The organism is Pseudomonas sp. FBCC-B1667, from assembly GCF_059133255.1.
Window position 1 is genome coordinate 1,032,553 of record NZ_CP101437.1, and the last position, 15,219, is coordinate 1,047,771.

The window sequence follows — 15,219 nt, forward strand, 5'->3', positions numbered from 1 at the left end:
GTCAAAGCCGATCGCTGTTTTGTAGCGATATCTGAAGGCTATCGACGCAGAACCGCTTCCGCCAGTTCATGAAAGTCGATACGAGTTGCGGGAAGTTTCCTAGGACGTGAACTACAAATTTTTTTCGGGATATCGGTTAATGCCGATCAGTTAAGCAATCACGCGATACCTGCGTCCGGCTGCTACAAAATTGCGTTACCACAGAAGTTGCTTAACCGATATGGACGTTCAGGGATGCCGGATTATTTCTCAATACTCCACCCTCTCACCCCCCTTCAAAACCCACCCAGCCTCCCCAGCCACCAACCTGTACTCAACCTGCCGCATCTTCCCCGTCCTCCCCGCTCCAACATCCGCACTCTCATAAACCGGAAACCGCCGCACCAACACCTTCTCCACCACTGCAAACTCATCTTCCCCCTGATACCCCTCGGCCAGTTTCGCGTTCTCACTAACCGGCGGAAGGTAAATCTCGCTCAGCGACTTTTTATGGTTAGCCGCATACGCCACCAGCTCCCCCGGCATTCCGCGCCCGGGCGCTCTGGCGAACACGTAAATCTCCGGTGAACCATCCTTATCCAGGTCAGCGACTTCCGCGCGGGCAATGTTGCCCGTCAGCGGTCGAGTGATAGCCGAGTTGTCGATTTCCAACCCTTGGGGCGAGATGCGCACCACGGGATTGCCGTCGACCCATTCGCCCTTCACCCGAAAACGTATGCCTTGCAGCTCAAATGTCTGATCAAACGGCTGGGCGCTGTCCGTCACCGGGCTGAGGTTTAGAGACAGGTCGTAGTTGGCCAGGTGAATGCGCCGCGCGGCGTTGCGCATCTGGTACACCTGGACCGTGTACACGCCATCAGTTGGCAACGGGCCCATAAAGTGGTTGCCCATGATCGAACCGTTGAACAATGCCGTCTCCTGACCTTTGGCGGCGATGTTGAAGTACGCCGATGCGTTGGAGGGTTTGAGGTCGACGGTCAGTATCTGGCCTGCTTTTGCGCTGACGCGGTATTGCGCAGTGAGCGTGCCTTTGATGGATGGGTCGAACCTGGCGCCGTCGTCTCCTTTATCAGCAGGCACTGGCTCGACTCGGGGTTCGGCCTGGGGGGCGGCCTGCGCAAAAGTAGCGATGACTGAAAACAGACCGACGGTAATCCAGCGATTCATGTTTGTTTTCCGCGAAGTACTGAAGCGAAAGAATAGATCAGCGATGTAATTCAGCACCGAAAACCGACGTGATCTGTCCAAAACACCCGGCCTGGATTTCGTCGCGATCCGCCTCGATTCTGCGGTCATCGTCCAGTGACTTGTGTCGATAAGTATTGAAGTACTGACGCAAGTTCAGCGTCGACGGGAGAAGGGTTTGTAACCGGACGTAGAAGCCCGGTTTAGACGAGTCTGTCGGGCAAGCGTGGCAATAACATGACACTTTGAATCTAATAAATTCCGTCAAATAAATGACTATCTTCTTGTGCAATCTCAATATAGACAAACTATTGACAGCCCCTTCCTGAACTCCCATTATCGGCCGCGTTTTGGTGGCCTTGCGCCATAAAAGCGGCGGACCTAACCACTCGTATCCGCTCAACTATTCAGGGAGAAAGTACATGTTTGTCGAGCGAATACTGGTTACCGGCGGGGCGGGTTTTATTGGGTCGCACTTGGTCGAAGCGTTACTCGGCAAGGGCTATAAGGTCCGCGTGCTGGACAATCTGTCGACCGGCAAAGTGGCTAATTTGCCGATGGACAATGCCAATCTGAACCTGGTCATCGGTGATGCGGCGGATGGTGTTGTCGTTGAGCAGGCCATGCGTGATTGCAGCGCTGTCGTTCACCTGGCGGCGGTGGCCTCGGTGCAAGCCTCGGTGGATGATCCGGTCAGTACTCATCAAAGCAATTTCGTCAGCACCCTGAACGTCTGCGAAAGCATGTCGAAGGCCGGGATCAAGCGTGTGGTGTATGCGTCCAGCGCGGCTATCTACGGCAACAATGGTGAAGGCACGGCGATTCACGAAGACACGCCGAAATCCCCGCTCACGCCGTACGCCGCCGACAAACTGGCCGGTGAGTACTACCTGGATTTCTATCGCCGCGAACACGGCCTGGAACCGATGATCTTCCGCTTCTTCAACATCTTCGGCCCACGCCAGGATCCGTCTTCGCCGTACTCCGGCGTGATCAGCATTTTCACCAAGCTGGCCATGGCCGAGCAGTCGGTGGCGATCTTCGGTGACGGGGGGCAGACCCGCGATTTCGTTTACGTTGAAGACCTGGTGAGCATTCTCGTGCAGGCACTGGAAGTGAACGAACCGAAACCCGGTGCGGTCAACGTAGGGCTCAGCCGTTCCACCAGTCTCAACGACCTGATCGCTGAACTGGGGGCTGTTGTCGGTACCCCGTTGAAGGTGATTCATCACGCACCACGACAAGGCGACATTCGCCACTCGCGTGCCAACAACACTCGCTTGCTCGAGCGTTTCAAACTTCCAGAGCCGACCACTATCGGCAAGGGTTTGGCGCAGCTTATCCGCAGTCTGTAACTCGGCCAGTCATTCGGCACGACGTTCAATCAGCATCGAATCAGTCACACTCAAGAGTGCGTTATGGAAATCGTTTTTCGCAGGACGCGTGTCCGCTCGGCCGCCAAACGGCTGTTGGCTGCCATCGCGCTTATCGTGAGTGGCCCGGCTGCCCAGGCCGCCGCGTTGCCACAGCCCTCTAGCGTGACGTTCTGGTACGCCGATCAGCCGCCGATCCCAGAATTGGCACAGTTCGACTGGTCGGTGGTCGAGCCCGGGCATATGACCCAGGGCGACGTCAAAACCCTGCGTGATCTGGGCAGCAAGCCATTCGCTTACCTGTCGATTGGCGAGTTCGCCGGCAACAAGGCCGACATCGAAAAAGCCCACCTCGCCGGCGCGGTCAGCCCGGTGCGTAACGGCGCCTGGGACAGTCAGGTGATGAACCTGGCAGCGCCGGCGTGGCGTGAACATTTGTTCGGTCGCGCCAAGTCGTTGCAAGCTGAAGGCTATGCCGGGTTGTTCCTCGACACCCTCGACAGTTTCCAACTGCAGCCCGAGGCCGAGCGAGAAACTCAGCGCTTGGCGCTCGCGAGTTTCCTGCGCGAATTGCACCAGCGCCAGCCGACATTGAAGCTGTTTTTCAACCGTGGCTTTGAAGTCCTGCCCGAGCTTGACGGTGTGGCCGCTGCGGTGGCTGTCGAGTCGATCCACGCCGGTTGGGATGCGACCGCCAAGCGTTACCGCCCAGTGCCTGAAGCCGACCGTGCGTGGCTGGAAACCCAGATCCAGCCCCTGCGCGCCAAAGGCATTCCGCTGGTGGCCATCGACTACTTGCCGCCAGAGCGCCGCGACGAAGCGCGCAAATTGGCCAAGCAACTGCGCGAAGAGGGCTTCATTCCGTACATCGGCACCTCTGAACTGGACTCGATGGGCATCAGCAACATTGAAGTCCAACCGCGCCGGGTCGCACTGCTGTTCGACCCACGCGAAGGCGACCTGATCCGCAACGCCGGGCACACCCTGCTCGGCGGTCTACTCGAATACCTCGGCTACCGCGTGGATTACCTGCCGGTGGACAACACCTTGCCGCAGTACCGCTTCAGTGGTTTGTACGCGGGCGTCATTACCTGGATGACCAGCGGCCCGCCGCAGGACCCTCCGGCGTTCAACAGCTGGATCGGCAAGCGTCTGGACGAGCACGTCCCGGTGGTGTTCTTTTCCGGTTTGCCGATTCTGGACCCGCTGCTGCTCAAGCGTCTGGGCTTGAGCCGCGAAGCGCCCATCGCCACGCAAGCATTAAGCATCACCTATCAGGACAAGGCGCTGATCGGAGCGTTCGAAGCACCGGTGCAGCCCCGATCCCGTGACCTGACCGCAATTTCCCTGTTGCCCAAAGGCCCGAAAGCCGCGTTGCTGCTGACCGCCGCAGACGGCCAGACCTTCGCTCCGGTCGCCGTTGCCGATTGGGGCGGCCTGGCCCTCGCGCCTTACATCCTGGAGGCGAACAACGAGCGCAGCCGCTGGATTCTCGACCCCTTCGCGTTCCTTCAAGCCAGCCTGCGCCTGCCGGTGCAACCGCGCCCGGACACCACCACCGAAAATGGTCGTCGTATCGCCACCGTGCACATCGACGGCGATGGTTTCCCGTCGCGCGCCGAAGTGCGTGGCACGCCCTATGCCGGCAAGCAGGTGCTCGACGACTTCATTCGGCCCAATCCGTTTCTGACGTCGGTGTCGGTGATCGAAGGTGAAATTTCGCCGCGCGGGATGTTCCCGTTTCTCGCCCGCGAACTGGAGCCCATTGCCCGTGAGCTGTTCGCCGACCCGAAAGTCGAAGTCGCCACGCACACCTTTAGCCATCCGTTTTTCCTGCAGCCTGAACTGGCCAAGCAACGCGAAAACTTCCACCCGGAATACGGCTTGAAAATGGCCATTCCGGGGTACGACAAAATCGATTTCCGCCGCGAGATTTTTGGCTCGCGCGACTACATCAACCAGCACCTCACCACCCCGGAAAAACCGGTGAAGATGGTGTTCTGGCCGGGCGATGCGTTGCCGTCGGCCGCCACGATCAAACTGGCTTACGACGCCGGCCTGAAAAACGTCAATGGCGCCGAGACCATGATGACCAGGGCCAATCCGTCGCTGACCGGTTTGAACCCGTTGCTGCGCCCCACCCAAGGCGGTTTGCAGTACTACGCGCCGATCATCAACGAGAACCTCTACACCAACCTGTGGAAGGGCCCGTATTACGGCTTCCGCGATGTGATCGATACCTTCGAACTCACCGACAGCCCACGGCGAATGCGCGGTCTGCACCTGTATTACCACTTCTATTCGAGTACCAAGCAGGCCTCGATCAAGGCCATGGGCGAGATCTACGGCTTCATGAAGTCGCAACAGCCGATGTCGCTGTGGATGAGCGACTACCTCGATCGCTTGCACGGTTTGTATCAAGTGAGCATGGCGCGCACCGCAGACGGCGCTTGGCAAATTCGTGGGCTCGACGCACTGCGTACCGTGCGGCTCGACCCGCAAATGGGCTGGCCGGACCTGATGCGCTCGCAAGGCGTGGCCGGTGTTCGCGACTTGCCGCAGGGTCGTTATGTGGCCCTGAGCAGCGACCATGCATTGCTCGTATTGCGTCCCGATCGGGATGAAAGACCGGCACTGGAGGACGCCAATCTGCCGCTGGTGGACTGGCATTACGTGGATGAGCGTCAAGTGGACTTTTCGTTTGCCGGGCAGGTCGACCTGACCTTCTCCGTGCGCGCCTCGGGCACATGCCGGGTTGAAGTGGACGGGCAACGTTTTGCAGGCAAGGCATCAGCCGGTCTGTGGACTTTTCAATTACCAATGAAGCAGGTGAGTCATGGTCAGCTCTTCTGCAACTAACTCTTCAGCCACTAAAAGCAGCCGCCTGCTCAATCCGTGGACACTGGCGGTGGTGGCCGTGGCGGTCGGGGGCATCCTTTGGCTGACGTTCCAGCGCGAAGAAGTGTTCCAGCCCGATGGTCGTGAGCCGGATGCGGTGTCGGCCAATTACGCCGAACTGCTGTTGTCGGCGCACCCGGACGACGACCATTTGCGCCTGCAATTGGTCGACCTGCTGATTCGTCTCGGTGATTACACCAAGGCGCGTCAACACCTCGAGAATTGGCCGAAACCTGAACTCGGAATGCAGGCCTATTACCGGTTGGAACTGGATGCGCTGGAAGCGGCGAAAGCTGATGATCCGGTTGCACAGAAGGCGTTGATCGAGCGCCTGCAACGCTTTGATCACAGCAGTCTGCCGGTGCCGCAATTGCAGAACCTGGCCAAGCTGGCGCTGACGCTTCAGGCGCCGGCGTTCGCCGCCAGTGTCTACGAAGAAATCGCCGGGCGCGATCCGGCTCAGCGCAATGAGTCGCTCAAGTCCGCCGCGCAGTGGTATCTGGCCGGTGAGAAACCGGATCGCGCTGCCGAGATTTATCTGCAACTGAAAAAGGACAGTAAAGGCCCCGAGCGTCGTGAATACGCACAACTGGCCTTCAACAGTCTCTTGGCCGCCGGTCACGGGGACCAGGCCGTACAAGTGCTCGCCGATGAACTGGATCAACTCAAGGACCCGGCTGATTCAGCGTGGCTGGAGCAGGGCGTCGATGTCGCCGTCGGCAGCCAGCGCTTCGATCTGGCGCAGCGATTCCTTGATCAGTGGCGCGTCTTGCAGCCGGATAACCCGCAAATCCTCAGGAAAGAATTCGGCATGCGTCTGGCGCTTGGTGATCTGGCCGGTGCCTGGGAAAGCGGTGAGCAGCTTGTGGCCGAACACCCGGATGACTTGGCCTTGCTTGAGCAAATGGCGCATCTGGGTGAATGGCGTGGTGATGGTCAGGCAGCCTTGGCCTATTGGATTCGCTTGCTGAAACTGCACGAAGACCCACAAACCCGCGAACACGCGTGGCGTCTGGCAAGCCAGCAGTACGACTTCGATTCGGCGATCCCTTTGCTCGCCGACATCATGCAGCAACGTGCGCTGACCGACGTTGAACTTGATGCGCTGATCTATGGCCACGAGTCACGCGGCACCCCAACCGAAGCCGAGACCTGGTTGCGCGCATACATCAACAAGTATCCAGCTCACCGCCTGGCGTGGACGCGTCTGGTGCAGAACCTGGAAAACACCGGGCAATACGCGCACAAGGCCGAAACCTACAAGAGCTACTCGAAACGATTTGCCTTGACCACCACCGAACGCATCGATTGGGCCAACACCTACTTGAAGCTGTTTGACAATAAATCGGCGTGGGGCGTGGTGCAGATCGACAATCGCAAGATCACCGATGAGGAATATTGGAGCCTGCGATCCTCGCTGGCCTGGGATCTGGAGCTCGACGATGAGCTGCAAGCCTCTCTGGAAAAACTCCTCGCCCTGCGCGGTTCGCTCAACAGCGGTGACGAAAGTCAGCTGATCACGATGTACCGCACCAGCGATCCGAAACGCGCATTGACCATGATGGTCGGCAGTTGGCAGCGCGTGCATGATCCGCTGCGTCTGGTCGAAGCCTTGCAGCAAGCTCAGGACTTGCAGGACTGGCCACAAGTCGCCGCCCTGCTCAAGAGTGCGGAGCAATATCCGGAGGCCAGTGAGCAGGCACAGGTACTGGCGATTCGCGGTGCCTTGGCGGTGCAGCAGGGGCAAACCGAAGAAGCGCAGCGTTTGTACTTGTTGGGCTTGTCACGTTACCCCGATGACAATCAGTTCCGCGAACGCCTGATGTGGCTCTACATCGATCAGGGCAACACCACCGCGCTGAAACCGTTGCTGACGGAATGGCGCCCGCAGGCGCGGCAAGACCGCATTCTGTGGCTGCCGTTCGCCAGTGCCAGCCAGTTGCTCGGTCGCGAAAGCGAAGCCCTGGCCTGGTATCGCCTGTACCTCAAGACCAGTCCGAATGATTGGTTGGTGCGTGCCGCCTACGCCGATGCCCTCGAAAGCGCCGGTTATCGTGATGCGGCCCAACGTCTGCGCCTGAAGTTGCTGCGCAGCCCCGAGGGTGAAGAAATCAAACCGTCGTCGCAGCGTTACGCGATCTGGTTGCGCCTGATGGCCAGCAGCTATTCGCCGGGCAAAGCGGCGAATGAAGTCTCGCAGTGGAAGGACGGCTCGCCAGCCATGTTGCAGTTGTGGTTCGAGCGATTGCTGGCGCGTCTCGACGCGACCAACCAGGAATCGCAGAAAGACCAGTGGCTGGATTGGGCGCGCAGTCAGGGCTTGAAGGTCGAGCGCTATGAAGAGATTCAGCAAGCCTTGCGCAGCCGTAACAAGCAGCAGGTCGAAACGCTGCTGGCCAGCAACGACCTGAATCCTGCACAACGTGCGCAGGCCCTCAGTCGACTCGGCCGTTACGGCGAAGCCCTCGATCTCAGCGAGTCCGCGCTGGGTGATGATCAACCGGCGGCGGTGCGTGAACAACTGCGTCGTCAAGCCGTGGAGCTTCAGGAATTGACGCCCCAAGGCGCGCAACTGTCCTGGCATCAACAGGATTTCGGTGGCCTGGACTTCAGCGGCCCACGCCTTGAAGTGGCGCACAACCTGGGCGATCAGTGGTACGCCAACCTGGAGCTGGAGCAAGGCACTTACAACAGCGATCAACTGATTGAAACGCGCATGGGCGACGAGAATAACGCCGGCCTGACCTTGCAGCGTTTTGTCGAGGACGGCAGCTATAAACTGTTCGCCGACACCAGTCAGCGCAAGGACGACAACCGCAATGGCCTGGGCCTGTCGCGGATCTGGCAGCTGGACGTCAGCGACCAGGTGGAGACCGGTCTGGACTGGAATCGCAAGAGCGAAGACAGCGGCTTGATGCGCGCCTTCGGTCAACACGACAGCGTGTGGGTTGCTGGTCGTCACGGGTTAACGGCGCGGGATCAGATCAGTTGGGAAGTGGCGCAGAAATCCTTCTCAACCCGCGCTGGCGATTCCTTGGGCAATGGCCAGGAACTGAAGATGGAATACAACCACACGCTGGAATTCGCCGGGCCTAACTGGACCGTGCGCAGCGGGGTTGATTATCAACACAACAACGTCAAGGACCGCACCCTGGACTACCTGTCCAGTGCCAACGGCGGCCCGGTGAAAAGCGTTGATGGCTCGGACGATCCTGCGGTCGTCACGGCCGATGATCTGCTGCAAAGCCGTTACGGCCAACTCTACGTCGGCAGCTCCTGGCGTCGCGGTCTGCCGGGCGCGCTGGTGCGTACTCGCCCGCAATACACCTGGTTGGTGGACGTCACGGCGGGCTGGCAATGGCTGGATCAAACCTTCAACTACGGCATCAACACCGGGATCGGCGTCGAAGTGCTGGGCGGTGACGAATTGGCCCTGACCTTCGGCTACCAATCCGCGCCACAAGGCGGGGATGGTCAGGCAGGCGGAACACTGGGTGTGAGCTACGGCGTGCGATTCGGACGCTGATCATGAAATGTTTACGGGAGAAAAACTGATGCAAGCAATTCGTAATCTGAGCCTGGCTCTGGCAGTCCTGTTCGTCGCCGGTTGCGCCAGCTTCACCGGCGACACCAGCCCCAATCTGCCGCGTAATGCGAAGTGGGGCGTGGTGCCGATGGTCAACTATTCGCAGACCCCGCAAGCCGGCGAGCGCAGTGAGCAAATCCTGCTCAGCGTCCTCAGCAGCCATGGCCTGAAACCACGGGTTTACCCGGCCAGCACCCAAGGCGAACAAGCGCTGATGGACGACAACGAACGCCTGGCCGGCGCCCTCGATTGGGCTCGCGATCAGAAGCTCGATTACGTGGTCTCCGGCAGCGTTGAAGAGTGGCAGTACAAGAACGGTCTGGACGGCGAACCGGCGGTGGGCATCAGCCTGCGCGTGCTCGAAGCCAGCAGCGGTCGTGTGCTCTGGAGCAAAAGCGGCGCGCGGGCCGGCTGGTCCCGTGAAAGCCTCGCCGGCACCGCGCAAACGGTGCTCGACACACTTGTTGGCGCCCTTCGGTTCGAGTGAATGCAATGAATTCTCCTCACATGGATTACAGCCTCGCGCCGCGTGCCAGCGGCCCGGTGTCTTGGCTGGAAACGCTGTTGGTGACTGGCGGGGCCATCGGCCTCGGCTTGTGGCTGACCCCGCAGGACCCACTGCAAATGCACGCCGGTTTTCCCTGGCCAGTGTTGGCGCCGTTGCTGCTCGGTGTGCGCTACGGATTTGTGCGCGGCCTGGTCAGCGCCAGTCTGCTGGTAATGGCGATGTTCGCCCTGCGCTACGTCGGGCATGAGGGCTATGAGCAGCTCGATCCGTCATTCATTGTCGGCGTGCTGGTCAGCGGCATGCTGGTGGGTGAGGTTCGCGATCTGTGGGAGCGGCGCTTGCAGCGTCTGCAGATGGCCAACGATTACCGCCAGTACCGTCTCGATGAATTCACCCGTGCGCACCAGATTTTGCGGGTTTCCCACGACCTGCTGGAGCAGCGCGTGGCGGGCAGCGACCAGAGTTTGCGCAGCTCCTTGCTGGGCTTGCGCGACAAGCTGCGGGTAATGCCGGACGAAGGCGATGCACTCGCCGCGCTGGCCGACCCGATTGTGACCATGCTCGGTCAATACGGCGCGTTGCGCGTGGCCGGTTTGTACCGCGTCGACGAGCGTGAAGAAAACGTCTTGCCTGAAGCCTTGGCGACGATCGGTATCATGGGGCCGTTGGGCACCGAGGACGGTCTGGTCAAGCTGTGCCTGGACCGTGGTGAACTGGTCAGCGTGCGTCAGGAACTGATCGATGCCGGCAGTTCGGCGCAGTTCTCCTCGTTGCAGGCGTGCATTCCGCTGATCGATGCCGAAGGTCGCTTGCTGGCGATTCTGGCGGTTCGGCAGATGCCGTTCTTCGCCTTTCAGGATCGTACGTTGAGCCTGTTGGCGTTGCTCGCCGGGCACATCGCCGACCTGCTGCGTCGCGATCCGCAAGTGCTGCAACTGGCCGATGCCGATGCGCAGCACTTCACTCTGCAACTCAAGCGCTCGTTGGTGGATGTCGAGCAGCACAAGTTGGCGGCCGGCCTGTTCGCCTTTGAAATGACCCGTCAGAACGATGAGCTGGCGCGCCTGTTTGAACGCAGCCAGCGCGGTCTCGATCTGCAATTGTCGCTGCGTAACGACCGCGATCATTCGTTGTTGCTGGTGCTCTTGCCGTTGACCAGTCCGCAAGGCAGCGAAGGGTATCTGGCGCGGATAAACCTGTTGCTGCACGAGCACTTTGGTATCGAAAGCAGCCTGGAAAGCCTTGGCGTGCGTGTGCTGCCGTTCAACCTGGAGCCTGGCTGTGAACGCAACGGGCTGCGTAATTTCCTGTTCAACGAGTGTGGCCTGAATGATCAGCAAGTGGCTGTTTAGCGGAGCCTTGTTGTTAGAGGCGGGCAGTTGGGCCAGCTTGTGGGTCGCAGCGCCCGAGTTACAACAATTGCTGGTGTTCACCCTGAGCCATGGCCTGGCTTGCGTGATGTTGTGCGCGGCGGTGTGGTTGCTGTTGCCGGCACGTTACCGTTCGCCGCTGCCGTGGAGCCCATTGTTCATCTTCAGCCTGGCGTTCTTTGTGCCGGTGCTCGGGGCGGTGGGCGTGGTCGCGGCGATTTTCCCGGCGCTGTACCTGCCGCGCAAACGCGACAAGCAGGCATGGCAAGCGGTGGGCATTCCGAAGCTGCCGTATCGGGCGCAGCTGCAATTGCACAAACCGGTGTTTGCCGATGGCGGTTTGCAGGACGTTTTGCGTCATGCGCCCGATCCGGACCAGCGTCTGGCCGCATTGCTGGCCACCCGACGCATGCCCGGCAAAGAAGCCGTACCAATCCTCAAACTGGCGCTGGCCGACCCGAGCGACGATGTGCGGCTGCTGGCGTACTCGATGCTCGACAAGCAGGAAAGCGACATCAACCTGCACATCCAGATCGCCCTCGGTGAGCTGCCCGACGCCAATGCCAAAGCAGCGGGCGCGCTCCACGGCCGGCTGGCGCGCTGGTATTGGGAACTGGCCTATCTGGGGCTGGCGCAAGGCAGTGTGCTGGATCACGTACTCAACCAAGCCAGCGAACATGCCGAGCTTGGCCTGGAAGCAGGCGAGGGCGGTGAACTGTTTCTGCTGGCCGGGCGCATCGCGCTGGAGCGTGGCGACATCGAGCGCGCTGAAGTGCTGCTCCGTCAGGCCCAGGAGAATGGCATGGGGGCAGCGCAGGTGCTGCCGTTCCACGCAGAACTGGCCTTTGAGGCCGGTCGTTATCACGAAATTCCCGGACTGCTCGCACGCCTTCCCGAGGAAACCCGTCAGCGGCCACCGTTCGCTGCATTGGTCAGGAGCTGGACATGAATCGCAAGGAACAGGCACCTGTTGCCGACATCTGCCTGCTGCTTGAAGGCACGTGGCCTTACGTGCGCGGCGGCGTTTCCAGCTGGATTCACCAGATGATCCTCGGCCTGCCGGAACTGACCTTCTCGGTGATGTTCATTGGCGGCCAGCGTCAGGCTTATTCGGCGCGCCGCTACGAAGTGCCGGCCAACGTGCTGCACATCGAAGAAGTGTTCCTCGAAGACGCCACGCACCCGACCAAAAATCTGGGCGATCCGCGCGAGGCTGATGAACATCAGCTGCAGGATTTGTATCGCTTCCTGCATCACCCGGACGCGCCTGACCTCGCCATGGGGGAACGCCTGCTCGACTGCATTGCCCAAGGCCGCATGACCCTCGACGATGTGCTGCGCAGCCGCGCCAGTTGGGAAACGCTGAGCGAAGGCTACCGTCAGCATTGCGCCGACCCGTCCTTCGTCAATTATTTCTGGACCCTGCGCTCGATGCAGTCGCCGTTGCTGATGCTCGCCGAAGCCGCGCGGCGGATGCCGAAAGCGCGGGTGCTGCATTCGATTTCCACCGGCTACGCGGGTTTTCTCGGGTGCATCCTCAAGCAACGCTGGAACTGCACTTATTTGCTCAGCGAGCACGGCATTTACACCAAGGAACGCAAGATCGACCTGGCCCAGGCCAGCTGGATTGCCGAGAGTTCCGGCCAGGCGCTGAACCGCAGCCTCGATGCCGGTTCGGGTTACATCCGCACCTTGTGGGTACGCTTTTTCGAGCGCATCGGCCAACTGACCTACAACAGCGCTGACAACATCATCGCGCTCTACGACGGCAACCGTCAGCGGCAGATCAAGGACGGCGCCATGGCCTCGCGCACGCAGGTGATTCCGAACGGTATCGACCTGCCGGTGTGGACCGCTGCGCTGGAGTCCCGTGCCCACGGCATTGCGCCGGTCGTCGGCCTGATCGGCCGTGTGGTGCCGATCAAGGACGTCAAAACCTTTCTGCGGGCCATGCGCGGCGTGATCAGCGCCATGCCTCACGCCGAGGGCTGGATCGTCGGCCCGGAAGAGGAAGACCCGGAATACGTCAGCGAATGCCGCAGTCTGATGGCCAGCCTGGGCCTGGAGGGCAAGGTGCATTTCCTTGGCTTCCAGCGTATTCAGGAGATCCTGCCGAAGCTCGGCCTGATGGTGCTGACCTCGATCAGCGAGGCACAACCGCTGGTGATCCTCGAAGCCTGGGCCGCCGGTACGCCGGTGGTCAGCAGCGACGTCGGTTCGTGCCGCGAATTGATCGAGGGTGGCAGCGCCGAAGACCGCGACCTCGGTCACGCCGGCAAAGTGGTGGCGATTGCCGACCCGCAAGCCACCAGCGCGGCGATCCTCGAACTGCTGCGCAGCCCGCAACGCTGGCAGGCCGCTCAGGCCAGTGGCTTGTTGCGGGTCACTCGTTACTACACCGAAGCCTTGATGCTGCAGCGTTATCGCGACTTGTATCAAGCTGCCATGGAGAACAGTTAAATGGCCGGGATTGGCTTCGAACTGCGAAAAATCCTTTCGCGTGATTCCTACACGGCGACCTTGCACGCCTACGTTTACGCGGGGCTGATCAGCTCTGGGCCGTGGGTGTTGTCGATCATCAGCGTGATGCTGGTGGGGATCATCAGTATCGGCTTGCTGCTGCCGAACGCGTTGGTCGGGCAGTTTCTGGTGACGGTGACGTACCTGATGGCCACCTCGCTGATTCTCACCGGCGGCCTGCAATTGTTCTTCACCCGGTTCGTGTCAGACCGGTTATTCGAACACAAGTACGATCAGATCCTGCCCAACCTGCTGGGCGTGCTGTTGCTGGTCACCTTGGGCGCCGGGCTGCTCGGCATTGTCGTTCTTGGCTTGTTGTTCGACCAGCCGCTGATTTACCGCGTCCTGGTATTGGCCAACTTTGTGGTGCTGTGCAATTTGTGGCTGGTGATCATCTTCCTCTCGGGGATGAAGGCCTATAACCGCATTCTGCTGGTGATGCTGGTGGGTTACGCGCTGATGGTCGCGAGTGCTTATCTGCTGAGTTTTCTGCAAATGCCGGGCTTGCTGTTGGCGCTGTTGATCGGGCACAGCACGCTGCTGTTCCTGTTCCTCTACGACATCCTGCGCGAGTACCGGGCCGAGAAACTGATCGCCTTCGACTTCCTCGCACGGCGCAATGTGTTCCTCAGTCTGCTGGCTACCGGTTTCTTCTACAACCTGGGCATCTGGATCGACAAATTCCTGTTCTGGTTCAACCCCGGCACCTCCAACGCAATCGTTGGCCCGCTGCGCGCTTCGATCCTGTACGACCTGCCGATCTTCCTCGCGTACCTGGCGATCATTCCCGGCATGGCGGTGTTTCTGGTGCGCATCGAAACCGATTTTGCCGAGTGGTACGACCGTCTGTTCCGGGCGATCCGCGAAGGCGAAACGTTGCAGCACATCGGTCAACTGAAAACCGAAATGACCTTGTCGATCCGCCAGGGGTTGCTGGAAATCTGTAAGGTCCAGGGGCTGACGGCAGTGCTGTTGTTCCTGTTCGCGCCGCGCTTGCTCGACTGGCTGGGCATCTCCAGTTACTACCTGCCGCTGTTCTACATCGACCTGATCGGTGTGAGCATTCAGGTGGTGTTCATGGCCTTGCTCAATGTGTTCTTCTACCTCGACAAACGCACCGTGGTGTTGGAGCTGTGCGTGCTGTTCGCGGTGTTGAACGCGATGCTGACGCTGTTCAGCATGTACCTCGGCCCGAGCTTCTTTGGTTACGGGTTTACGCTGTCGCTGCTGATCTGTGTATTGCTGGGTTTGCATCGGCTGACCACGGCGCTGGAGGATCTGGAGTACGACACGTTCATGCTGTCGCGCTGACGGACTCTCCCTGCGTGAAAAAAGGCACTGGCGTTATTCGCTCAGTGCCTTTTTTTCTTCCGGCCAGAGCAACTGGTTGCGCTGGGTAATTCGGTGAGTTCTATCGGCGCAATTCAGGTGGTGGCGGGCAAGATGAAAATCAAATTGCCGGAAGACACGTCGGTGGATGCCGAGGTAAATCCGGGTAAAACTAATCCGGCGCAATCAAGAACATCGTGCTCGGCTTGCGGGCCACGGCTGCTTTGAGGGCGGAGGGGTTGAGGCAGTGGTCCAGCGCGCGGTCAGCGGCGTGGTTGAGTTTCTTTGAATCGAGGGGGGCGTAGGTTCGCTGATGTGCAGCGACCGACAAAGCCTATCCACTCATCTTCCTACCCGACAACCGCCGTGACCTGTCGGAAACCTCCCTGAAATCACAGCGTCGGTAGGATTAGAACGAAATTTTATGTTTAAAAAACGCTTCCAATCTCA

9 protein-coding genes are annotated in these 15,219 nt (G+C 60.0%); 8 read left to right on the plus strand and 1 reads right to left on the minus strand.

The features are described from left to right. Positions 1 to 249 precede the first annotated feature (249 nt). Complete coding sequence (locus tag NL116_RS04510; RefSeq protein WP_494376184.1) at positions 250 to 1,167, minus strand: hypothetical protein; 918 nt, start codon at positions 1,165 to 1,167, stop codon at positions 250 to 252. 440 nt (positions 1,168 to 1,607) lie between these two features. Here NL116_RS04510 and NL116_RS04515 point away from each other — a divergent pair, with 440 nt between their 5' ends. The 8 genes from NL116_RS04515 (at position 1,608) to pelG (ending at position 14,751) form a co-directional block, all read left to right on the plus strand. Then, positions 1,608 to 2,540, plus strand: coding sequence for an NAD-dependent epimerase/dehydratase family protein (locus tag NL116_RS04515; RefSeq protein WP_494376185.1), 933 nt, complete (start codon positions 1,608 to 1,610; stop codon positions 2,538 to 2,540). A gap of 63 nt (positions 2,541 to 2,603) precedes the next feature. Beyond that, positions 2,604 to 5,417 carry a bifunctional glycoside hydrolase/polysaccharide deacetylase family protein gene (locus tag NL116_RS04520; RefSeq protein ID WP_494376186.1) on the plus strand — a complete coding sequence of 938 codons (2,814 nt, stop codon included), beginning with the start codon at positions 2,604 to 2,606 and terminating at the stop codon, positions 5,415 to 5,417. Continuing rightward, positions 5,395 to 8,982, plus strand: coding sequence for a tetratricopeptide repeat protein (locus NL116_RS04525; protein WP_494376187.1), 3,588 nt, complete (start codon positions 5,395 to 5,397; stop codon positions 8,980 to 8,982). The genes NL116_RS04520 and NL116_RS04525 overlap by 23 nt, the downstream gene beginning before the upstream one ends. A 28-nt stretch (positions 8,983 to 9,010) precedes the next feature. Next, on the plus strand, positions 9,011 to 9,529 hold the full coding sequence (locus NL116_RS04530; protein WP_140663956.1) for a penicillin-binding protein activator LpoB: 519 nt from the start codon (positions 9,011 to 9,013) through the stop codon (positions 9,527 to 9,529). A 5-nt stretch (positions 9,530 to 9,534) separates the two neighbouring features. Next, on the plus strand, positions 9,535 to 10,902 hold the full coding sequence (locus tag NL116_RS04535) for a PelD GGDEF domain-containing protein (RefSeq protein WP_494376188.1): 1,368 nt from the start codon (positions 9,535 to 9,537) through the stop codon (positions 10,900 to 10,902). Continuing rightward, positions 10,880 to 11,869 (plus strand): tetratricopeptide repeat protein, encoded by a 990-nt coding sequence (locus tag NL116_RS04540; protein WP_494376189.1) that lies wholly within the window; start codon positions 10,880 to 10,882, stop codon positions 11,867 to 11,869. The genes NL116_RS04535 and NL116_RS04540 overlap by 23 nt, the downstream gene beginning before the upstream one ends. Continuing rightward, positions 11,866 to 13,380: a GT4 family glycosyltransferase PelF gene (pelF, locus tag NL116_RS04545; RefSeq protein WP_494376190.1), complete on the plus strand. Its 1,515-nt coding sequence runs from the start codon at positions 11,866 to 11,868 to the stop codon at positions 13,378 to 13,380. The genes NL116_RS04540 and pelF overlap by 4 nt, the downstream gene beginning before the upstream one ends. Next, a complete protein-coding gene (gene pelG / locus NL116_RS04550; RefSeq protein WP_123435170.1) occupies positions 13,381 to 14,751 on the plus strand; it encodes an exopolysaccharide Pel transporter PelG in 1,371 nt (456 codons plus the stop codon). Positions 14,752 to 15,219 lie beyond the last annotated feature (468 nt).

Coding starts and splice junctions, on each gene's coding strand:
- NL116_RS04510 (WP_494376184.1), bottom strand. CDS start 1,167: ATGAATCGCTGGATTACCGTCGGTCTGTTTTCAGTCATCGCTACTTTT.
- NL116_RS04515 (WP_494376185.1), top strand. CDS start 1,608: ATGTTTGTCGAGCGAATACTGGTTACCGGCGGGGCGGGTTTTATTGGG.
- NL116_RS04520 (WP_494376186.1), top strand. CDS start 2,604: ATGGAAATCGTTTTTCGCAGGACGCGTGTCCGCTCGGCCGCCAAACGG.
- NL116_RS04525 (WP_494376187.1), top strand. CDS start 5,395: ATGGTCAGCTCTTCTGCAACTAACTCTTCAGCCACTAAAAGCAGCCGC.
- NL116_RS04530 (WP_140663956.1), top strand. CDS start 9,011: ATGCAAGCAATTCGTAATCTGAGCCTGGCTCTGGCAGTCCTGTTCGTC.
- NL116_RS04535 (WP_494376188.1), top strand. CDS start 9,535: ATGAATTCTCCTCACATGGATTACAGCCTCGCGCCGCGTGCCAGCGGC.
- NL116_RS04540 (WP_494376189.1), top strand. CDS start 10,880: ATGATCAGCAAGTGGCTGTTTAGCGGAGCCTTGTTGTTAGAGGCGGGC.
- pelF (WP_494376190.1), top strand. CDS start 11,866: ATGAATCGCAAGGAACAGGCACCTGTTGCCGACATCTGCCTGCTGCTT.
- pelG (WP_123435170.1), top strand. CDS start 13,381: ATGGCCGGGATTGGCTTCGAACTGCGAAAAATCCTTTCGCGTGATTCC.